Source organism: Nonomuraea monospora, from assembly GCF_039531895.1.
Lineage (GTDB): Bacteria > Actinomycetota > Actinomycetes > Streptosporangiales > Streptosporangiaceae > Nonomuraea > Nonomuraea monospora.
Genome location: NZ_BAAAQX010000018.1, coordinates 183,209 through 204,047, shown reverse-complemented (window position 1 = coordinate 204,047; position 20,839 = coordinate 183,209). Strand labels below are relative to the sequence as shown.

The 20,839-nt window shown below is 71.9% G+C and carries 16 protein-coding genes; 8 read left to right on the top strand and 8 right to left on the bottom strand.

Annotated elements, in window-relative coordinates; genetic code table 11:
- The first annotated feature begins 10 nt into the window (after positions 1–10).
- Complete coding sequence (locus ABD331_RS31740; protein ID WP_344482643.1) at positions 11–523, top strand: DUF6328 family protein; 513 nt, start codon at positions 11–13, stop codon at positions 521–523.
- On the opposite strand, the gene mnhG is transcribed toward ABD331_RS31740, so the two are convergent.
- The 7 genes from mnhG to ABD331_RS31705 form a co-directional block, all read right to left on the bottom strand.
- Positions 478–789, bottom strand: a complete 312-nt coding sequence (mnhG, locus tag ABD331_RS31735; protein WP_344482640.1) for a monovalent cation/H(+) antiporter subunit G — start codon at positions 787–789, stop codon at positions 478–480. The genes ABD331_RS31740 and mnhG overlap by 46 nt on opposite strands.
- Positions 786–1,046: an MrpF/PhaF family protein gene (locus tag ABD331_RS31730; RefSeq protein WP_344482637.1), complete on the bottom strand. Its 261-nt coding sequence runs from the start codon at positions 1,044–1,046 to the stop codon at positions 786–788. Before ABD331_RS31730 ends, mnhG begins: the two co-directional genes overlap by 4 nt.
- Positions 1,043–1,576: a Na+/H+ antiporter subunit E gene (locus tag ABD331_RS31725; RefSeq protein ID WP_344482634.1), complete on the bottom strand. Its 534-nt coding sequence runs from the start codon at positions 1,574–1,576 to the stop codon at positions 1,043–1,045. Before ABD331_RS31725 ends, ABD331_RS31730 begins: the two co-directional genes overlap by 4 nt.
- 34 nt (positions 1,577–1,610) lie before the next feature.
- Positions 1,611–3,203 (bottom strand): Na+/H+ antiporter subunit D, encoded by a 1,593-nt coding sequence (locus ABD331_RS31720; RefSeq protein ID WP_344482631.1) that lies wholly within the window; start codon positions 3,201–3,203, stop codon positions 1,611–1,613.
- On the bottom strand, positions 3,200–4,015 hold the full coding sequence (locus tag ABD331_RS31715) for a Na(+)/H(+) antiporter subunit C (protein WP_344482628.1): 816 nt from the start codon (positions 4,013–4,015) through the stop codon (positions 3,200–3,202). The genes ABD331_RS31720 and ABD331_RS31715 overlap by 4 nt, the downstream gene beginning before the upstream one ends.
- The gene (locus tag ABD331_RS31710) at positions 4,012–6,795 is read right to left on the bottom strand and encodes a Na+/H+ antiporter subunit A (protein ID WP_344482625.1); all 2,784 of its coding nucleotides are present in this window, start codon (positions 6,793–6,795) and stop codon (positions 4,012–4,014) included. The genes ABD331_RS31715 and ABD331_RS31710 overlap by 4 nt, the downstream gene beginning before the upstream one ends.
- Before the next feature lie 178 nt (positions 6,796–6,973).
- Positions 6,974–8,380, bottom strand: a complete 1,407-nt coding sequence (locus tag ABD331_RS31705) for an alpha/beta hydrolase (RefSeq protein ID WP_344482622.1) — start codon at positions 8,378–8,380, stop codon at positions 6,974–6,976.
- 215 nt (positions 8,381–8,595) lie between these two features.
- Here ABD331_RS31705 and ABD331_RS31700 point away from each other — a divergent pair, with 215 nt between their 5' ends.
- Entirely contained in the window at positions 8,596–8,943 is a 348-nt protein-coding gene (locus tag ABD331_RS31700; RefSeq protein WP_344482619.1) for a hypothetical protein, read from the top strand.
- A gap of 276 nt (positions 8,944–9,219) precedes the next feature.
- The gene (locus tag ABD331_RS31695) at positions 9,220–10,008 is read left to right on the top strand and encodes a hypothetical protein (protein ID WP_344482616.1); all 789 of its coding nucleotides are present in this window, start codon (positions 9,220–9,222) and stop codon (positions 10,006–10,008) included.
- Positions 10,009–10,058: 50 nt separating this feature from the next.
- Here ABD331_RS31695 and ABD331_RS31690 read toward each other — a convergent pair whose 3' ends face one another.
- Positions 10,059–10,478 (bottom strand): SRPBCC family protein, encoded by a 420-nt coding sequence (locus ABD331_RS31690; RefSeq protein ID WP_344482612.1) that lies wholly within the window; start codon positions 10,476–10,478, stop codon positions 10,059–10,061.
- Positions 10,479–10,621: 143 nt separating this feature from the next.
- On the opposite strand from ABD331_RS31690, the gene ABD331_RS31685 reads away from it, so the two are divergent.
- The 5 genes from ABD331_RS31685 (at position 10,622) to ABD331_RS31665 (ending at position 20,826) form a co-directional block, all read left to right on the top strand.
- Positions 10,622–12,637 carry a TIGR02677 family protein gene (locus ABD331_RS31685; RefSeq protein WP_344482609.1) on the top strand — a complete coding sequence of 672 codons (2,016 nt, stop codon included), beginning with the start codon at positions 10,622–10,624 and terminating at the stop codon, positions 12,635–12,637.
- Positions 12,634–13,977, top strand: a complete 1,344-nt coding sequence (locus ABD331_RS31680) for a TIGR02678 family protein (RefSeq protein WP_344482606.1) — start codon at positions 12,634–12,636, stop codon at positions 13,975–13,977. Before ABD331_RS31685 ends, ABD331_RS31680 begins: the two co-directional genes overlap by 4 nt.
- A complete protein-coding gene (locus ABD331_RS31675; RefSeq protein WP_344482603.1) occupies positions 13,974–18,104 on the top strand; it encodes a TIGR02680 family protein in 4,131 nt (1,376 codons plus the stop codon). The genes ABD331_RS31680 and ABD331_RS31675 overlap by 4 nt, the downstream gene beginning before the upstream one ends.
- Before the next feature lie 191 nt (positions 18,105–18,295).
- Complete coding sequence (locus ABD331_RS31670) at positions 18,296–19,804, top strand: sugar ABC transporter ATP-binding protein (RefSeq protein WP_344482600.1); 1,509 nt, start codon at positions 18,296–18,298, stop codon at positions 19,802–19,804.
- Positions 19,801–20,826: an ABC transporter permease gene (locus ABD331_RS31665; RefSeq protein WP_344482597.1), complete on the top strand. Its 1,026-nt coding sequence runs from the start codon at positions 19,801–19,803 to the stop codon at positions 20,824–20,826. Before ABD331_RS31670 ends, ABD331_RS31665 begins: the two co-directional genes overlap by 4 nt.
- Positions 20,827–20,839 lie beyond the last annotated feature (13 nt).

Genomic DNA, 20,839 nt, shown 5'->3' with positions numbered 1-20,839 from the left:
GGGAGGCGGCGTGAAGAGCGAGATGGCGCAGCAGCGCAACGAGTCGGAGCAGGAGCGGGCGGATCGCAACTTCGTCGAGCTGCTGCAGGGCGCGCGTGTCGCGGTCACCGGGGTGCAGGTGCTGTTCGCGTTCCTGCTCACGGTGCCCTTCTCCTCCGGGTTCTCCCGGCTGGACCAGGCGGACCGGTGGCTGTACTACGCGGCGCTGGTCAGCGCCGCCGTCGCGTCCATCTGCTACATCGCGCCGACCGCGCAGCACCGCGTGCTGTTCCGGCAGGGCCGCAAGGAGACGCTGGTACGCCGCTCCAACCAGTACGGCATCTGGGGCGCGCTCGCCCTGGCCGTGTCGATGACCACGTCCACGATGTTCGTCATCGACTACCTGTTCCAGGCGCCGCTCGCCTGGATCACCGCGGGCCTGCTGGCCGCGCTGGCCCTGTGGACGTGGTTCGGCCAGCCGGGCCTCACCCGCAACGGTCAGTCCTCGGACGAGGGCAGCTCGGTGTCGTCCTCGCAGGACTGACGCGTGTAGGCGGCCCGCGCCACCATGTAGGCCGCCACCGACACGGTGATCACCTGGGAGATCCCGACCAGCAGCAGCGGCCCCGCGTACGACCAGCTGGGCCGGTGCAGCCACATCGCCAGCAGCACCAGCAGCACGCCGAGCACCTGCGGTTTGGTGCCGGCGTGCATGCGGTCCAGCGTGGTGCGGAACCGCATCAGCCCCACCCCGGCCGACAGCGCCAGCGTCGAGCCGACCAGCAGGCAGACGGCCGCGGCCACGTTCATCGCGATCTCCCAGAGAAGAACCGGGCCAGGGACACCGACCCCACGAACCCCAGCAGCGACAGCACCAGCAGGATCGGCAGGTCCGAGTAGTCGTCCCTGGCCACCGCGAACGCCCCGACCCCGCACATCGACAGCGACGTCAGCACGTCCAGCGCCACGGCCCGGTCCAGCATCGAGGGGCCGCGCGCCACCCGGTAGAGCGAGGCCGCCGCGCCGCAGAACAGCAGCGCGACCGTCGCCAGGTACACCGCCGTCATCCCAGCTCCTCCCGGTCCGCCGCGGTGCCGAACGCGCGCACGATGCGCGACTCCAGCCCCGCCACGTCCGCCCGCACGGCGCCGGCGACGTCGCCGGTCAGGCCCAGGACGTGCACGACCAGCTCCTTCCTGTACGCCTCCACGATCAGCGTGCCGGGCACCGTGGACAGCGCGATCATCAGCAGCACCGTCATGGACTCCGACGAGGTGCGCAGCGGCACCCTGACGATGCGCGTCGGCGGCGGCCCCGGATGGGCCACCCAGAACACCACCCGGACCGTCGAGGTCACCATGTCCCAGGCGAACCACAGCAGGAACCTCACCAGCGGGCCCGGGTGCACCCTGATGCCGGGATCGAGGATGGGCAGGGGCAGCAGCCACGTCACGACCAGGCCGGTCAGCAGGCCGCCCAGCACGTTGCCCACCGACAGGTCGCCCCACAGCGTCACCCACACCAGCGCCAGCCAGGCGACCAGCGGCAGCGGCACCCGCCTGCCCAGCAGTCGCGGCGCCATCACATACCGGCTCACGGCCGCCTCCCCGCTTCATGGCTGTCTTCCCGCTTCACGGCTGTCTCCCCAGAACGGCCGTGATGTACGGCTCGCGCGCCATCAGCTCCCCCGCCGCCCGATGCGCCAGCGCCGACAGCGGCCCCGCCAGCACCGTGAACGACAGCCCCAGCCCGACCAGCGCCGCCACAGACACCGGCAGCGCCGCCGGCAGGGTGGTGGTGGTCACCGTCGGATCCTCACCGGTGTGCTCCTCGCTCTCCACCACCCGCCCCACCCGGTCGGCCCGCGGCCCCCGCCAGAACGCCTTCCCCCACGTCTTGGCCACCGCGTACAAGGTGAGCAGGCTCGTCACCAGCCCCGCCGCCACCAGCGTCACCGGCAGCCACCCGCCCTGCGCCAGCCCCGCCTGCACCAGCATCAGCTTGCCCAGGAAGCCCGACATCGGCGGGATGCCCGACAGGTTCATGGCCGGGATGAAGAACAGCACCGCGATCAGCGGCGACGCCTTCATCAGCCCGCCCAGCCGCGTCACCGACGTCGTGCCGGTGCGCCGCTCCACCATCCCCGTCACCAGGAACAGGCTCGTCTGCACGGTGATGTGGTGCACCACGTAGAAGATCGCCCCCGCCAGCCCCGCCACCGTGGACAGCGCCACCCCGAACACCATGTACCCGATGTGGCTGACCAGGGTGAAGGACAACATCCGCTTCAGATCCGTCTGCGCCACCGCGCCCAGCACCCCGGCCAGCATCGTCGCCAGCGCCACCCACATCAGCAGCGTCGACACCGGCCCGCCGGGGAACAGCAGCGCCTCCAGCCGGATGATCGAGTACACGCCGACCTTCGTGAGCAGCCCCGCGAACACCGCCGTCGCCGGGGCGGGCGCGGTGGGATAGGAGTCGGGCAGCCACGCCGACATGGGGAAGATCGCCGCCTTGATGGCGAACGCCAGCAGCAGCGTCAGCTCCACCAGCACCTTGACCTGCTCCGGCAGCGTGGCGAAGCGCTCGGCGAGCTGCGCCATCGACAGGGTGCCTGTGGCGCCGTACGTGATGGCCAGCGCGATCAGGAACAGCATCGACGAGGCCAGCGCCATCAGCGTGTACGTGGCGCCCGCCCGGATCCTCGACTCCGTGCCGCCGAAGGTGAGCAGCACGTACGAGCCGCTCAGCAGCAGCTCGAACGCCACGTACAGGTTGAACAGGTCGCCGGACAGGAACGCGTCCGCCACCCCGGCCACCATCACCAGGAACGCCGGATGGAAGATCGCCATCGGCGCGTCGTGCTCCTGCTCGTCGTACGCGCTGACGACCGAGTACACCATCACGCAGAACGTCACCGCCGACGACACGACCAGCACCAGCGTCGAGAGCCTGTCGGCCACCAGGCAGATGCCGATCGGCGACGGCCAGCCGCCCAGCTCGGTCACCAGCGGGCCGTTCGTGTCGGCCGCGATCATCAGCACGACGGAGACGGCCAGCGAGATGCCCAGCGTGACCAGGCTGATCAGCGACTGCAGTTGCCGCAGCCGGCCGCCGATGGCCAGCTTCACGCCGGCGGCCAGCAGCGGCAGCAGGACGGGCACGCAGACCAGGCTCTCCAGCGGCCCGTCCACGAGCGCGGCTTCCAGCAAGGGGCCGGTCATGCGTCGTCGCCCTCCAGCTCGGGGTCCTGCGCGAGGGCCTGCCGCTCGCGCTCCTCCCTGATGGCCGTCCGCATCTGCCTGCGCGCCTCCCGCTGCCTCGCCTTGAGCTTCTTGCGCAGCTCCTTCTCCCTGGCCGCCTGCTGCGCCCGCCCCCGCTCGTGCTCCTCGCGAAGCTGCTCGATCCGCTCCAGGTTCGACGTGGCGCCGGGGTCCTCACGCAGCCCCGCCTCCTCCAGGCGCTCCTGCAACGCCTCCTCCGGCAGCCCCTCGTACCGCATCTCGCGCATCCACTGGCCCAGCTCGTCGTGCACCCGGGAGATGCGCCGCTCCAGGTCCGCCTCCTCCAGCCGCTCCCGCTCGGCCTGCTCGGCCTCCAGCTTCGCCAGCTCGGCCCGCTGCTCGATGACCAGCCGCCGGTAGGCGTCCTGCCTGGCCCGTACGGCGTCGCCCAGCTCGCCGCGCCGCGAGCGCAGCCGCACCCGGCGGTCCTCGGTGTCGTCCTGGACCTCGTCGCTGCCCGTGAGCTGCCACGAGCGGTGCACCAGGGCCAGCAGGAACGCCGTCACCCCCAGGGTGATCACGATCGCGGTGAGCACCATCGCCTGGGGGAGCGGGTCGGCCGCGCCCGGTTCGTCGGTGAAGGGCGGGCCGCCCGTGTCGCCGCCCGCGGTGACGATCAGCAGGTTCACCCCGTTGCTCAGCACGATGACGCCGGCCAGCACGCGCACCAGGCTCCGTTCGAGCAGCAGCGTCACCCCGCAGGTGATCATGACGCAGCAGGCGGCGAACGGCAGCACCGAGACGCTGTTCACGCGCCCTCCCAAGTTCGGTCCCCGTCCCCGGCGTCGTCCTCGGTGTCGATCTGCCGGTCCAGCTCGGCCCCGAGCGCGCGCAACACGTCCTGCACCATGCCGATCACCGACACGTACACGCCCAGATCGAACAGCAGCCCCGTGGACAGGTGCACATGCCCCACCAGCGGCACGCTCACCTCCGTGGCCAGCATGTCCAGCGCCGCCCGCCCGAACAGCAGCCCCGTCAGCGCCGTGCCCGCCGACAGCGTCAGCCCGACGCCCATCAGCACACCGGCGTGCACCGGCACGGCCGCGGCCAGCTCGTTGCGGCCACCCGCCAGGAACCGCACCGTGATCGCCAGCCCCGCCACGATGCCGCCCGCGAACCCGCCCCCGACCCCGCTGTGCCCGATGAACAGCAGGAACACCGACAACGCCAGCACCGTGTGGAACGTCAGCCGCGCCGCCACCTCGAACGCCAGCGCCCGCTGCCCGCGCGGCAGCGTCGCCGCCAGCCAGTGCGTGCGCTCCTCCGCCCGGTGCCCGCCCTCGGCCCGCTCGATCGCGTACGACCTGCGCCGCAGGAACACCAAGCTCGTCACGCCCAGCGTCAGCACGATGAGCACGGCGCTCTCGCCCAGCGTGTCCCAGGCGCGCACGTCGAGGATGATGGCGCTGACCATGTTGCGGGCGCCGGCCTCCTCCGCCGCCCCGGCCATGAACGCGCCGACCGGCTCGGTGCCGCGCGCCGCCATCGCCAGCATGCCCGCCCCCGCGGCCACCACCCCGACCGCCAGCCCCAGCGCCAGCCGGAACGGGAACGCCAGCCGCCCCTCCTCCGGCTGGATCGGCAGCCGCCGCAGCACCAGCGCGAACACCACCAGGCTCAGCGTCTCCGCCAGGAACTGGGTCAGCGCCAGGTCGGGGGAGCCGTGCACGAGGAACAGCAGCGCCGTGCCGTACCCGGTCAGGCCGATCACCAGGGCGAGCAGCACGTACGCGCGGGAGAACAGCGCCAGAATTGCCGCGGCCGCGAGCAGCGCGACGATGACCGGCTGCTCGGGCCGCTGCCAGGCGACGACCGGCACGTCCAGGTGGGGCTCGCCCCCGTAGACGATGGAGAACAGCCCCACTCCGACCGTCGCGAGGAGTGTCAGCATGAGGTAATCGGGCACGGAGCCGCGCTGGATGAGTCCGGTGAGCTGAATGGCGAAACGGTCCAGGCGCCGGATGATCGTCCAGAAGACCTGGCCGGAGTCCACCAGGTGCAGCGCCGCGCCCGCCCGCGCCACCGGATCCCGCGCCAGGAACAGCGCCACCCCGGCCGCCAGCGCCGCCGCCGACAGCAGCAGCGGGAACGACAGGCCGCTCCAGACCGCCAGGTGGGAGTGGTGGCCCGGGTCGCGGAACGTGCTGGTGTAGGGGGACATGGCGGACTCGTACCAGGAGGCCAGCGGCGCCAGCGCCAGCCCCAGGACGGACAGGAGCGCGGCGGGCACGAACATCGCCGCCGGAACCCCATGCACCTGCCTTGCCGCCTTTCGTCCCTTGCTCGAAAAGGCGCCCCAGAGGAACCTCAGCGTGTACGCCGCCGTCAGCGCCGACCCCGCCACCACCCCCGCCAGCACGATCGGCGCGTCCAGCAGCGCCTCCAGCGCCGCCTCCTTCCCCGCGAACCCCACCAGCGGCGGCAACCCCGCCATCGACGCCCCGGCCAGCACCGCCACCCCGCACACCCACGGCATCGCCCGCCCCAGCCCGCTCAGCTCCCGCAGGTCCCGCGTCCCCGCAGCGTGATCGACGATCCCCACCACCAGGAACAACGCCGCCTTGAACAGCGCGTGCGCCAGCAGCATGCCCACCCCGGCCAGCGCCGCCCCCTCGGTCCCCGCCCCGAACAGCACCACCAGGAACCCGAGCTGCCCCACCGTGCCGTACGCCAGCAGCCGCTTCAGATCCGTCTCCCGCAGCGCCCGCCACCCGCCCAGCAGCATCGTCAGCACGCCCAGCGGCACCACCACCGCCCGCCACAGCGTCAGCTCGCCGAACGCGGGCCCCAGCCGGGCCAGCAGATACACGCCCGCCTTCACCATGGCCGCCGCGTGCAGGTACGCCGACACGGGCGTGGGCGCGGCCATCGCGGCGGGCAGCCAGGTGCTGAACGGGAAAATGGCCGACTTCGACAGCGCCCCCGCCAGCACCAGCAGCACCGCGGCCGGCGCCCAGTCCTGCGGGCGGATCTGCGAGATCTGGTACGTGCCCGCCTGCTGGCCCACCAGCACGAACCCGGCCAGCATCGCCAGCCCGCCGAACGTGGTGACCGTCAGCGCCTTCATCGCGGCCTGGCGGCTCATACGGCTCTGCGGGTCGTACCCGATGAGCAGGTAGGAGAAGACGGTGGTCAGCTCCCAGAAGACGTACAGGAGCAGCAGGTCGTCGGCCGTGACCAGGCCCAGCATCGAGCCGGCGAACGCCACCATCGCGCCGCCGTAGCGGCCGAGCCCGTCGTCGCCCGCGGGGAAGTAGCGGGCGCTGTAACACAGCACCAGCACGCCGACCCCGGTGACCAGCGACATCATCAGCACGGAGAGCGGGTCGGCGCGGAAGGACAGCTCCATGCCCAGCGCCCACGGGGTGCTCTCCCGCACGGGCAGCCCGCGCGCCGCCAGCCAGCCGGTGTAGCAGAACGCCGCCGCCGGCGGGACGGCCAGCACGGCGAAGCAGGCGCGGCCCAGACGGGCGGCCAGCCAGGGGGCGCAGGCAGCCGCGATCGCGTGCAGGACCAGCAGCGACTCCATGGGCTCCTCGGGCGGGCTCCGGCTACGTCCGCCCAATCTCTCCCGAGGGCGCTCCGCTCGCCACGCAGGCAGGGCCGGAGTTGACCCGAAAACCACCAGTCCCACACCTCGGCGAGGTGCGGGACTGGTGGTTCTCGGAACCGTCAGACTCGATGTGCGCGGTCGTCCTTAGGGATCGTCAGGCCTTGGGGTGGGGATCGCGGCAGGTCCCCGCCTTGGGCGCGGTCGCCGTGATCAGGTACTGGTCCACCTTCCGGTCCAGACAGGCCGACCCACGGCCGTACCCGGTGTGCCCGTCGGCGTCGTTCGTCAGCAGCACGCCGTGCGCGAGCTGCCCGGCCAGCGCCTGGGCCAGCTTGTACGGCGTCGCCGGGTCCCGCGTCGTGCCCACCACCACGATCGGCGGCGAGCCCTTGGCCTCCACCTTCTTCGGGTAGCGGGTGCCCTTGACCGGCCAGTTCGGGCACGGGTCCTCGGGATGGTCCACGCAGTTGATGGCCATGAGCGCCTCGAAGCTGTTGTCGTAGCGGCCGTCCGGCCGGCGCCCGTTGCTCTCGTCGGCCAGCAGCAGCAGCTTCGTGCCGTCGCCCCGGTACGCCTCCGTCAGCGCCTGGCGCAGCCTCGCCCAGTTGCGGACGTCGTACATCGAGTAGTCCACGGCGGCGCTCACGACCGCCTCGGTGACCTGGCGGCCGTCGTACTCGTTGCGCAGCGGCGACCTGTCGGCCCGCGCGTACAGCTCGTCGAGCTGCTCCTGCGCGCCCTCCACGGTGTGCTTACGGAACGGGCAGCCCGAACGCTTGAAGCAGTCCTTCATGAACGACTTCGTCGCCACGTCGAAACCCTCGTCCTGAGCGGCCCCGAGATCCCCGGCGTTCTCCGAAGGGTCTTCCGCGCCGTCGAGCACCATCGCCCGGATCCGCTTCGGGAACAGGTCCGCGTAAACGGCGCCCAGATACGTGCCGTAGGAGAAACCCAGATACGTCAGCCGGGCGTCGCCCAGCGCGTTACGCATCACGTCCATGTCGCGTGCGGAATCCTCCGTGCCCACATGAGCCAGCAGTTCCTTGCCGCTGTTCTCAGTGCAATACTTTGCGAAAACTTTGTCCCAGTTTTCGGCTTTCTTGACCTCGGCCTTGGTGTCGGGCGTCGGATCGATCGCGAAATACGCGTCCAGATCCAGGGTATCGAAACACCGCACCGGCGACGAATCACCGACGCCGCGCGGATCGAAACTCACGACGTCGAACCGCTCGCGGACATCCGCCGAGACGGCATCCTTGCTCGCCTTGAGCGCATCCACGCCGGACCCGCCGGGACCGCCGAAATTGAGCACGATCGAGCCGATCTTCTTCCCCGTAGCGGGGAGCCGGACCATGCTGATCTTGATCTTCCTGCCACCGGGCTTCGCGTAGTCCAGCGGCACCGACAATTTCGCGCACTCGTACCCGTTGCCGCACCCGGCCCAGGCCGGCCGCTGACCGTAGAAGGAATCGAGCCGCACCGGCGCATCGGCGCCGGCCACCCCGGATCGGACCGACGCATCGGCCCCGGCCGCCCCAGTGAGACCCGTGGCGGCGACCAAGCCTGCGAGAACAGGCGCAAGGATTTTGCTAAGACGTCGCATAAAAGAACATTCGTTGACGATACTTGCGCCGTTCTTTATAGACGCTGTTCCCTGCCCGATGCAAACCGGAACAGATCCACCGCGAGAAGCGTTTCCCAGAGGGTAGCGACGTGGGGGACGTTGTACGCCGACCCAGGGGGAGTCGAGATCTCATGTCGCAACAGAATCGCCCGGTGCGCGGGGACCATCCGTACGAACAGAAAGTCACCTCGACGGACCAGCACGAAGAACGCGCCGGCCGCAGCCTCATCACCACCGACCACGACGTCATCCGCCAATGGGCCGAAGAACGCCAGGCCCGCCCCTCCACAGTGCCGGGAACAGAACACGACGGACGGGCCGGGGTGCTCCGCTTCGACTTTCCCGGATACGGCGGGGGAGACCTCGAGGAGATCTCCTGGGACGACTGGTTCAGAACCTTCGACGAGCGGGGGCTGAACTTCATCTACCAGGAGCACCGCAAGGACGGGAATCCGAGCAACTTCTTCCGGCTCGAGAACCCTGATCGGGAAGACGCCTGAAAGCGAGGTCCTCGCTGATCGCTCGGGCGTTCTTCCAAACCCGGCCCGCCCGTTGCCCATTTACCGGGTTGGCCGTTGAGAGCCCGCCCCGAGTGGCCTCGTCTTCGGCTCGGGCTGTGTTCATCGGGGCTCGTGGCTTCGCCACAAGCCCCGGGGCGAGAGGGCTTTCCAGCCCTCTCGCGCTCTCCCGGTCGTGGGCGGGCACGGGAACTTGACGCAGTACTGAGTAAACGAAGTGTCGTCACGTTAGGTAAATGTAGCGCTACCATCTGTGTCATGCCGTCCCCCCGACACGACACCCCATGGGTCCAGCAGGAGGAGCGCACGTCCAACACGCGCAAGTCGGACGACATCGAAGCCGACCTGGTCCTCACGATGGGGCCTCCGCACGGTGAGGCGGAGCATGCCATCATCGTGGAGGTCCAGCAGGGTAAGGGCAAGAACCCCCGGCAACTGGCCCGTTACGCCGCCGCGTTGTGGCTGATGCTGGACTGCCCGGTCTCTGTGCTGGTGATCTGCCCCGATCGCGCGGACGCGGCCTTCTACGCGCAGCCCATCGACACCGACTTGCCCGGCTACCGGCCACAGCCCTATGTGCTGGGGCCGGACGATGTTCCGGCCTTCACGAATCCGCAAGAAGCCGCCACCCGCCTGGACCTCGCAGCCATGTCAGTCATGGCTCACGGGCGGGATCGCAAGGTGGTAGAGGCCTTCACGTCAGCGCTGCGACACGCGGACGATGAACACGCTACGAAGTACAATGAATACGCCTACAGCATCGCTGGTCCCGAGGTCCGGCGTCTCTTGGAGGAGATCATGGCGTCGACTGACTGGCCGGTCTACAGCCCGTTCGCTCGCGAGCACTTCGGCCGCGGCGTCCAAGAAGGCAACGCGAACGAGGCCTCCAGAGCGCTGCTTCTCGTGCTGGAGGCCCGCGGCTTCCTCATCACCGACGACCTTCGCGCCGAGCTCACCGCTTGCACAGACCTCGCTCTGCTCGAAGCCTGGATCCGGCGTGCAGCGACCGCCAAGACCTCTGACAACCTGTTTCACGAGCTGGACTGACAACGGTGAGAGATGCCCACGACTCCGTGGGCATCTCTCTTCGTATCGCGTCAGCCCGCGTCGGACACCCGGCGCCCCACCTCGTCCGCCAGCTGATCCAACGACCGATCCAGCAGCTCCCGCACCTCCTCGGCCCGAGCCCCGGACTGGGACTCGTCCAGCAGGCTGATGTGCACGGTCACCTCACTGGTCCCAGCGGCCGAATCCGCCACCTGCAGCCACCCGGAGTAGTCGGGATGATCCCGCCCGCCCCACTCCACCCGGAGCTGCTCCTCCGAAGCCCGGAACAGCCCTTCGTGTTTCCCGCTTCCCGGCACCAGGGCGCCGTCGGCCTCCACCGTACCGGGGCCGCTGTCGTGGACCGACAGCCCCTGCGGGAGCCACCGATCCATGATGTCCACATCGGACGCGACTCCGAACACCACCGTGCTCTCCGCCGGCATCCCGCGTGTCGCCTCGAACTCCGCCATACCGTCCCCCAACAGGCACCTGAGTTCCAATGCCAGCGCCGTACCCCTGTGATCTGCTCGCAAACAGCGGTCGCCCCGCGGGTGTCTCCCGCTACGGTTGCGTGCGCAGGGTAATCGTCGTGTGGCGGAGGGAGAGCGGGGCGATGGCGGAGCCGCCACGGATGCCGCCGGAGATGTTCCGGTTCACCAGCACCGAGCGGGCAGACCTGCACACCGCGGTCCTCCACGCGTTCGGGGAGGCCGACGAGCGGTTCGAGACGGCGCTGACGGTGGACGAGGTGCGCGAGCGGCTGCGCTCGGCCGGATGGTACGCGCCGGTCTCGGAGCAGGATCTGGCCGGGACGCTCAGGCAGCTCGCGGGCTGGGGGCTGCTGGACGTGATCTTCAATCACGCGGGGAGCTTCGCCACCGCTGAGGAGTACGAGCGCAGGAATTTGCAGTACGCGCTGACCCGGCGGGGGCAGGCGGCGTATGCCGGGGTTCGGCATGCGGTGGCGGCTTTGTCGTCGTCTGGAGCGTTGCAGACGGCGGTGCTGGACGCGATCGGGGATCGGCTGGGGGAGCTGGACGGGCTGCTGCGTGACCCGGATCCCGGGCGGAACCGGCGGATCTTCACCTGTTTGGGGGAGCTGGAAGGGCATCTCGACGGGCTGCGGGCCGGGACAGGGCGGTTCAACGGGGAGTTGCAGCGGCTGCTGAGGGTCGAGGGCGCGGACTTGGCGTCGTTTGAGGAGGCCGCGAGCAGAGGTGAGGGCCAGATCGCGGGCCGAGGCGTGAGCCAGGGCAGGGGCGAGGGCGCGGACAGGGGCGAGGGCGAGGGGCTGGGCTTTCGCGAGGGGTTGGGCTTTCGCGAGGGGGTGGGCGAGGCCGAAAGGGCTGGCCTTCGCGAAGGTGCGGGCAGGGTCGAAGGGCCGGGGTTTCGCGAGGGCGTGGGGAGGGCCGAAGGGCCGGGGCTGGTGACGTTTCATGAGGTCAAGGCCGCGACCGTGGCTTACCTTCAGGAGTTCGTGACGAACCTGGAGCAGCGGGCCGAGACGATCGCCGCCGCGCTGGAAACCGTGTCCTGCCACGGGGCCGCCGTGCTGCACGCCCGCGCCCTCGACGGCGCCGACCTGCCGAAGGTGCCCGGCGCCGACCGCGCCACGCCCTGGCTGGCGGTGCGCGCCGAACGGTGGGAGGCGCTGCGGGCGTGGTTCGCGCCCGAGGACGGGAGCGTGCCGAGGGTGCGGCGGCTGCATGACGTGGCGCGGCGGGCCATCGTGTCGTTGCTGCAGGTGCTCGACCGGATCACCGACTCGCGCCGCCGTTCGTCCAGCGCCGCCGCCGACTTCCGTACGCTGGCCCGCTGGTTCGCCACCGCGCCCGGCGAGGACGACGCGCACCGGTTGTGGGACGCGGCGTTCGGGCTCGGCTCGGCCAGGCACGCGCATCTGGGGCACGCCGACGCCGAACTCATCCCGACCGGGGTGCCGTGGGCGGAGGCCGAGCCGGTCGAGGTGTCGGCGCTGCTGCGCTCGCGCGGGCGTACGGAACGGATGGGGCGCACGGGCAAGGTGCGGGACGTGGCCGCGCTGAAGGCGGAACGCAGGGAGCGGGCGGAGAAGGAGCGGGCCGAGCTGGAGGCCGCCTGGTCGGCGCTGGCCACGACGGGCGCGATGCGGTTGTCGCAGCTCGGCAAGCTGGATCATGACACGTTCGGGCGGCTGCTCGACCTGCTCGGGCGGGCGCTGGCCGAGCGGCCCGACTCGACCGGGTTCCGGCGGGCGGTCACCTCGGACGGGCGGGTGGAGATCGTGCTGCGGGCACCGGACGACGGTGCGGTGGCCGTGCTGCGTACGCCGGAGGGGTGGTTCCGGGCGGCCGACTACCTCATCGACGTGCGAACCCTCGGCGACCCCGGCGTCCGGGGACGGGCTGTGGTCGGCGAACTCGGGTTTCGAGGACGGGCGCCGCTCGGCGAACCTGAGGTCGGCGGGCGGCTGACCCTCGACCAATCAGGGCTGCGCGGGCGAGTGGCGGATGGCGAGGCCGCGCTGCGTGGACGGGTGACGCTCGACGGGCCGGGGCTGCGTGGCCGGGTGGTGGGCGGCGAATCAAGCCTGCGCGGACCGGCGGCGGCTGGCGAGGCCGGGCTGCGTGGGCGGGCGGCGGGCGCATGAGTAGTCTGGCGAACCAGCTCGTCCGAGCCGAGAAGGAGGAGATCGCCCGCGCGATCAGGACACTCCTCGGCCGCCCGCTGATCTCAGCGCACGACGACCCCGCCGCGTTCGACCTCATCAGGAAGCGGCGCGGCCCGCTGATCCAGTGGTTCGACTACTTCTGCGGCTGGCGGCTGGTCGTGGAGCCGCGCCAGGGGTACGCGCGGCTGGTCAAGATCGGCCCGCCGGGCGCGCGCACGGCGACGGCGACCAGGCCCGCGCGGCGCCGCCGCACCACCCGTGCGCCGTTCGACCGCCGCCGTTACACGCTGCTGTGCCTGTGCGCGGCCGAACTGCTCACCTCGCCGGTGACGACGATCGGGATGCTGGCCCAGCGGGTCGCCCAGGCGGCCGCCGTGGAGCCGGACGTGCCCGCGTTCGACCCGGTCAGGAACGAGGAGCGGGCCGCCTTCGTGGACGCTTTGAAACTGCTGGAGCACTACGGGGCGCTGACCGCGATGGACGGGGACACCGACGCCTACCTGGGGGACGGGGAGGCCAAGGTGCTCTACCGGGTGGACACGGTGCGGGTGATCCGGCTGCTGGCCGCGCCGGTCCCGCCGTCCAGGGTGTCCGCGGAAGCTTCCCCGTCCGGTGCAAGACATGATGACGGCGAGGTGCAGGGCGGCGGCGGGATGCGAAGCGGCGGCGGGGTGCGAAGCGGCGGCGAGGTGCGGGGCGGCGGTGAGGTGCGAGGCAGTGACGGGGTACGGGGCGGCGGCGGCGCGGGTGTGCTGGAGGAGCTGACCACCGAGGCCAGGTACGGCGGCGACGAGCCGACCGACACCCAGCGCACCCTGTGGACCCGCCACTCCCTCATCCGCCGCCTCCTCGACGAGCCCGTCGTCTACGCCGCCGACCTCACCCCCGCCCAGTCCGCCTACGCCGCCTCGCTGACCGGCCGCCAGTTGTTGCGGCGGGCGGCCGAGGAGGCCGGGTTCGTGCTGGAGGAGCGGGGGGAGGGGTTCCTGCTGGTGGACCCCGACGCCATCGCCACCGACACGAGGTTCCCCGACGACGGCAGCCACGCCAAGGTGGCCGCCCTGCTCATGCTCGACCTGCTCGTCACCTCCGGCCCCGTCACCGCGGAGCGGCTCGACGCCGAGGCGGCCAGGCTGCTGCGGCAGTTCCCGCAGTGGGCCAAGGCGTACCAGTCGGACGGGGGCGGCCCCAGGCTGGCCGCCGACGCGCTGGAGGTGCTCACGCAGTTCGGGCTGGCCCGCCGGAGCGGCGAACAGGTCGCCGCCCTGCCCGCCGCGGCCCGTTATCGGGTCGAGCGCGCCGTACAGGAGGATTCGTGACAGTCACCGAGCTCGCCGTGCCGCGCGCCGCGCAGGGAGTGGACGCCCGCTGGACCCCGGTACGGGCGGGGATCCTGAACGTGTGGCGCTACTACGACGAGGTGTTCGAGTTCCATCGGGGCAGGCTGCTGCTGCGCGGGCCCAACGGCAGCGGCAAGTCCAAGGTGCTGGAGCTGCTGCTCCCGTACGTGCTGGACGCCAGCCTCAAGCCGAGCAGGCTGTCCACGTTCGGCGGCACCGAGCGCACCATGCACTGGAACCTCATGGGCGACGGCGCCTCCGGCACCACCCGCGTCGGCTACGTGTGGCTGGAGTTCCGGCATTCCGACGGCCGGTGGTTCACGTGCGGCGCGCGGCTGCAGGCCACCGTCCACACCAAGAACGTCACCGCCGCCTACTTCACCACCGAGGCGCGCGTCGACACGCCCGACGGCATCCGGCTCACCGGCGAGGCCGGGCAGCCGCTCACCAGGGCGCAGCTCGTGGACGAGCTCGGCACGTCCGGTGAGGTGCACGAGACGGCCGAGTCCTACCGCGCCGTCGTGCGGCGGACGCTCTACCGCAAGCTCAACGAGCAGCGCTACGACTCGCTGCTGACCGCGCTGCGGCAGCTTCGCACGCCCAAGCTGTCCGAACGGCTCGATCCCGGGCTGCTGTCGGAGCTGCTGTCGAGCGCGTTGCCGCCGCTCGGGGAGGGCGAGATCCACGAGATCGCGGAAGGGTTCGAGCGGCTCGACCGGCGGCGGGAGGAGCTGCGGCTGCTCGACCGCGACGTGGAGGAGGCCGGTCGGCTCGCGGGGCGGCAGCGCGGGTACGCCCGGCGGGTGCTGCGCGCCGCCGCCGAGGCCGTGGTCCGTGCCGGGCAGGCGGTGGAGTCGCTGGCGGCCGAGGTCAAGGGCAAGCGGGAGGCGCTCAAGGAGGCCGAACGGGAGCTCGACGCGACGACCGCGCGGCTGGGGGAGGAGGAGGCGCAGGAGCTGGCCCTGGCCGCGCAGATCGACGGGCTGAAGGAGAGCGGGGCTTATCGGGCGGGGGGTGAGCTGCATCGGCTCCGGGCCGAGGCTCAGGCGGCGCACGAGGTGGCGGGCCGCATGCGCGATCAGGCGGGGCAGGCGGCGCGGGCCGTGACGGGCAGGCAGGAGCCGGCCGCCCTCGCCGCCGCCGGGGCCCGGACGGCGGAGGCGCTCGCCGAACGCGCCCGCGCCGACGCCCGTCACGCGGCCGAACGGGCGGGGCTGCTCACCGTGCACGAAGAGACGGAACGAGCGGGCACCGGCACGGGGGAGGGCGACGCGCGGGACAGCGAGCACGCCGTGCGAAGATCGCGCGACCTCCTGAGAGCCGCGGTGACGAGCCGGGCCGCCCAGATCAAGGACCTCAGAGCCCTCACCACCCACCACGCCGAGACGATCGCCCGCCGCACCACCGCAGAACAGGACCGCGACCAGGCCAGGGAAGACCTGGTCACAGCCCAGGACACGACCACCCGGGCGGCCCGCCTGCGCGACGACCGGGCCCGCGACCTGGCCGCGGGGCTGGCCGACTGGGCGGCGGGCTGCACGCAGCTCCAACTGGTCCCCGCCGCGCTGGCAGGCCTGGCCGACGACTTCGAGCGGGCGGACGAGCTGGTCGGCACGGCCCGTACGATGGCCGCCGTCGAGCTGACGTCCCGCGAGCAGCACGTGACGGCGCTGCGGGAGCGGCTGGCAGGGGAGCGGTCCGAGCTGGCCGGGCAGCGGGAGAGCCTGGACGACCGGACGGTGCTGGAGCCGCCCGCCCCCCACACCCGCGGCACCGCCGCCAGGCAGGGACGCCCGGGGACGCCGTTGTGGCGGGCCGTGTCGTTCAGGTCCGGGCTGGACCCGGTGGCGCAGGCCGGGGTGGAGGCGGCACTGGAGGCGTCCGGGCTGCTGGACCTGTGGCTGCGGCCCGACGGAGGGTGCGATCCGGGGGAGCACGACGCGTTCGCGATGGAGGCGCTGTCCAGGCCCGCGCCCGGCTACAGCCTGGCGCACGTGTTGCTGACCGAGACCGACTCGCCGGTGGTGGCCGACCACATCCTGGCCGGGATCGCGTTCGCGCCGACGGCGACCGGGGTCGACCATCCGGCCGTCATCGGCGCCGACGGCACCTGGCGGCTGGGCCCGGCGGCCGGACGGTGGGTGAAGCCGGAGCCGTCGTACATCGGCGCGACCGCGCGGGAACGGGCCCGCCGCCGCCGCGTCGCCGAGCTGGACGACCGGCTGGGCGAGCTGGCGGGACGGATCGCCGAGTGCGACCACCTGCTCGCCGTGGTGGACGCCGGGCGCGACACGCTGGCGGCCGAGCTGCGGCGCAGGCCCGACAGGAGGCCGTACGCGGAGGCGGTCGAGGCGTTCGACGGGGCCGTGAAGCGGGTCGCGCTGCTGGAGGATCGGCTCAGGGCGGGCGAGGAGCGGCTGCACGAGCGGGAGCAGGACGTCGCCAGGTCGTTGCGCCGCCTCACTGAGCTGGCCGACCGTCACGCGCTGCCCGCGTCGCCGTCCGCGCTGGACAACCTGGAGGAGGCGCTGCGCACGGCCGAGACGACCGGCACCGTCTGGCACGACCGCCGCGCCGACGCCCGCGCCGCCCGCGAGCGCGCCGCCCTGGCGGCCGAGTCCGCCGCCGGGTACGAGCAGGTCGCCATCGACGCCGTCGAGCGCGCCGAGGAGGCCGCGTCCGCCGCCGTGGTGCTGGCGGAACGCCTGGCAGCGGTCGAATCCGCGATCAAGACGGCGGGCAGACCTGTGGGCGAGTCGGCGGGTGGGTCGGCAGGCGAATCGGGCAGCGGGGCGGCGGCGGAGACGGCGGCGGGCGGGGCCGGGCAGCAGGACGTCCTGGACCGGCTCCAGCGCACCCAGCACGCCTACCGAGCCTGCCGCCGCCTCATCAAATCGGTCAACACCGACCTGGCCCGCCTCAACGCCAGGCTCGGCCAGCTCCGCGGCGAGCTGAACACCGCCCAGGACAAGCACGCGGAGGCGGGCCGGACGCGCGATGAGATGTCCGACAGGTTCCGCCGCCTGGCGGCCGGCCATCTGCCGGCGGACGCGGAGGTGACCGTCGAACTGCCCGCCGAGGCCGGGGTGCGGGCCGTGCTGGAGGCGGCCGGTTCGGTGGCGGGGCAGCTCGCGTCCGTCCCGTACGAGCACAAGAGCGTCAGGGAGGCGGAGGCGCGGCTGCAGGACGCCTTCCACCACGCCAGGGAGGTGCTGGCGGGCCGGGCGGACCTGGAGCTGGCGCCGGACGACGACGTCCAGGTGCTGACCGCCACCGTGAACGGCGTGCGGGCGGGGGCGGCGGCGCTCGGCGAGGCGCTGCGCAGGGAGCGGGACGAGCGGCGCTGCGACATCACGGAGGCGGAGCGGGACCTGTTCGACCGGACGCTGGCCGGCGATACGCGGCGGCATCTGGCCGACCGGATCAAGCAGGCGGCGGCCCTGGTGGAGGGCATGAACCAGCGCCTGGAGCGGGTCCGCACCGCGTCGAGGGTGGCGGTGCGGCTGGTGTGGCAGGTCGATCCGACGCAGTCGCCCGGCACCCGCGCGGCCCGTGACCTGCTGCTGCGCGATCCGGCCGGGCTGACGGACGCCGACAGGGAGGCGCTGTACGCGTTCTTCAGGGACCGGGTGGAGGAGGCGCGGGCCGGCAACTCCTCGGCGAGCTGGGAGGACCAGCTCATGAAGGTGCTCGACTACACCTCCTGGCACCGGTTCACGGTCAGGCTGGACCGGGGCGACGGGCAGGGCTGGCAGGACCTGACGAGGAAGCTGCACGGGGCGCTGTCGGGCGGGGAGAAGGCGATCGCGCTGCACCTGCCGCTGTTCGCCGCGGTGGCCGCGCACTATCAGACCGATCCGGGCTGCCCGCGGTTCATCCTGCTCGACGAGGTGTTCGTGGGGGTGGACAGGACCAACCGGGGCCAGGTGTTCGACCTGCTGGTGGATCTGGGGCTGGATCTGGTGCTGACGTCGGACCACGAGTGGTGCGAGTACCGCGAGCTGGACGGGATCGCGATCCACCAGCTCATCACGGGTGACGGGGATGAGGCGGTGACGACGGCCCGGTTCGTGTGGAACGGTTACCGGACGGTTCCCGCCGAGTGAGCATGACGGCCGGGAGATAAATCGATTTAAGAATTTCCCCCAAGTCGCCAACTTATGCGCTGCCCGGTCAGGGCGTCAAGGGTGGATTTCGCCTGCCCGGTAAGCGCTTGCCATCATTGACACGTTACACGCCCCCGTTTTACGTTCTGGACACCTTAAAACGTTTTGCCGAAACGTTTGTCGGAGGGCACATGAGTGAACCACCTCCCGTCCTTTCGCTACGTGACGTGAGCAAGTCTTTCGGCGCCGTACGAGCACTCCAGGACGTGCGGCTGGACCTCTGGCCCGGCGAGGCCCACGGCCTGGTGGGCGAGAACGGCGCCGGCAAGTCGACCTTGGTGAAGATCCTGGCGGGCGCCCATCCCGCGGACGCCGGCACCTTGACGGTGGACGGAAAGGAGCTGAGACCCACCGGCCCAGGCGACGCCCAGGCCGCCGGCATCGCGGTCATCTATCAGGAGCCCACCCTGTTTCCCGACCTGTCCGTGGCCGAGAACATCTTCATGAGCCGCCAGCCCCTGCGCGCCCTGCGCCGCATCGACGCCAGGGCCATGCGCGAGGCCACGGCCGAGTTGTTCGGCAGGCTCGGCATCCACCTCGACCCCGACCGCCCGGCCCGCGGGTTGTCCATCGCCGACCAGCAGCTCGTGGAGATCGCGAAGGCGCTGGCGTTCGACGCGCGCATCCTGATCATGGACGAGCCGACCGCCGCGCTGTCGGGGGTGGAGGTCGAGCGGTTGTTCTCGGTGGTCGCCTCGTTGCGCGAGTCGGGCGCGGCGGTGCTGTTCATCTCGCATCGCTTCGACGAGATCTTCGCGCTGTGCCGGCGCGTCACGGTCATGCGGGACGGCCGCTGGGTCTCCACCGATCCCGCCGCCGATCTGACGGTGGACGAGCTGGTCAGGAGGATGGTCGGCCGCGAGGTGTCGTCCCTGTATCCGAAGGCGGGCACGACGGCGGGAGAGCCGCGGCTGGAGGTCAGGGGGCTGACCCGGCGCGGAGTCTTCGAAGATGTTTCCTTCAAGGTGCGCGGTGGCGAGATCGTGGCGCTGGCCGGGCTGGTCGGAGCAGGGCGCAGCGAGGTGGCCCGAGCCGTGTTCGGCGTCGACCGCTACGACGAGGGCGAGGTGCTGGTCGACGGCGAACGGCTGACGAAGGGCGACACGGCCGCGGCCATCGCCGCCGGGCTGGCACTCGTCCCTGAAGACCGGCGCCAGCAGGGCCTGGTCATGGAGCTGTCCGTCGAGCGCAACGCCACCCTCACCCGGCGCTGGTCGCTGAGCAGGCTCGGGCTGCTGTTCGGCGGCGGCGAGCGCGCGGCGGCCCGCGAGTGGAGCGAGCGGCTCCAGGTGAAGTCCGCCCGGCTGACCGACCCCGTCTCGACCCTGTCGGGCGGCAACCAGCAGAAGGTGGTGCTGGCCAAGTGGCTCTCGACGCAGCCGCGCGTGCTCATCGTGGACGAGCCGACGCGCGGCATCGACGTCGGCACCAAGGCCGAGGTGCACCGGCTGCTGTCGGAGCTGGCCGGGCAGGGCGTCGCGGTGCTGATGATCTCCAGTGAGCTGCCCGAGGTGCTCGGCATGGCCGACCGCGTCCTCGTCATGCACGAGGGCAGGCTGGCCGCCGACCTCCCGCGCACGCGCGCGGACGAGGAGTCGGTGATGCTCGCCGCCACCGGCCAGAGCGGCGGTGCCGGATGACGGCGGTCGGCGTGCTCGACGGGGCCAAGGAGGGCACCCGGCTGGTGCACCGCCTGTTCGTGATCAGGGAGCTGGGCATCGTCCTCGCCCTGGTGCTGCTCGTCGGCGTGACGGTGCTGGTCAACCCGCGTTTCCTGACCGCGCAGGGCGTCAAGGACCTGCTGCTCGGCTCGACCATCCTGGCCGTGCTCGCGGTCGGCCAGAGCATCGTGGTCATCACCCGCAACGTGGACCTGTCGGTCGGGTCGGTGCTGGGCCTGTCGGCGTTCGCGACCGGCAGCCTGTTCGTGGCGAACCCCGGCCTGCCCGTCCCGGTCGTGCTGGTGCTCGGGGTGCTGCTCGGCGCCGCCTGCGGCGCCGTGAACGGCTCGCTGATCGCCGCCGCCCGCGTCCCCGCGCTCGTCGTGACACTCGGCACGCTGTACGTCTTCCGCGGCATCGACTACACCTGGGCCACCGGCAGGCAGATCAACGCCGCCGACATGCCGCCCGGCTTCCTGCGGATGGGCAGCGCCACGGTGCTCGGCGTGCCGGTGCTCGCGCTGTTCGCCGTGGTCGTGCTGGCCCTGGCGGGCTACTACCTGCGCGGCTACCGCAGCGGGCGCGAGCTGTACGCGATCGGCTCCAGCCCGGCCGCCGCGCGCCTGGCCGGCATCCCGGTCGGCAGGCGGGTGTTCGCCGCGTTCGTCGCCAGCGGCGCCCTGGCCGGGCTGGCCGGGGTGTTGTACGCGGCCCGCTTCGGCACGCTCGACGCCAACGCGGGCAACGGCTTCGAGCTGAACGTGGTCGCGGCCGTCGTGGTCGGCGGGGTGGCCATCTTCGGCGGCAGCGGCTCGGTCTACGGCGCGGCGCTCGGCGCGGTGCTGCTCACCACGATCAGCAGCGCGCTGCCGGTGCTCGGGGTGAGCCCGTTCTGGCAGCGGGCCGCCGTGGGGGCGCTGATCCTGGCCGCGATCGGCATCGACCGGGCGCTGGCGGTCCGGCTCGCCCGATCCCTGAGAGAAAGGAACGGCCATGGCTGAGCGATCCTTGGGC

Coding starts and splice junctions, on each gene's coding strand:
- mnhG (WP_344482640.1), bottom strand. CDS start 789: ATGAACGTGGCCGCGGCCGTCTGCCTGCTGGTCGGCTCGACGCTGGCG.
- ABD331_RS31720 (WP_344482631.1), bottom strand. CDS start 3,203: ATGACCGGCCCCTTGCTGGAAGCCGCGCTCGTGGACGGGCCGCTGGAG.
- ABD331_RS31670 (WP_344482600.1), top strand. CDS start 18,296: ATGAGTGAACCACCTCCCGTCCTTTCGCTACGTGACGTGAGCAAGTCT.
- ABD331_RS31710 (WP_344482625.1), bottom strand. CDS start 6,795: ATGGAGTCGCTGCTGGTCCTGCACGCGATCGCGGCTGCCTGCGCCCCC.
- ABD331_RS31680 (WP_344482606.1), top strand. CDS start 12,634: ATGAGTAGTCTGGCGAACCAGCTCGTCCGAGCCGAGAAGGAGGAGATC.
- ABD331_RS31695 (WP_344482616.1), top strand. CDS start 9,220: ATGCCGTCCCCCCGACACGACACCCCATGGGTCCAGCAGGAGGAGCGC.
- ABD331_RS31690 (WP_344482612.1), bottom strand. CDS start 10,478: ATGGCGGAGTTCGAGGCGACACGCGGGATGCCGGCGGAGAGCACGGTG.
- ABD331_RS31685 (WP_344482609.1), top strand. CDS start 10,622: ATGGCGGAGCCGCCACGGATGCCGCCGGAGATGTTCCGGTTCACCAGC.
- ABD331_RS31665 (WP_344482597.1), top strand. CDS start 19,801: ATGACGGCGGTCGGCGTGCTCGACGGGGCCAAGGAGGGCACCCGGCTG.
- ABD331_RS31730 (WP_344482637.1), bottom strand. CDS start 1,046: ATGACGGCGGTGTACCTGGCGACGGTCGCGCTGCTGTTCTGCGGCGCG.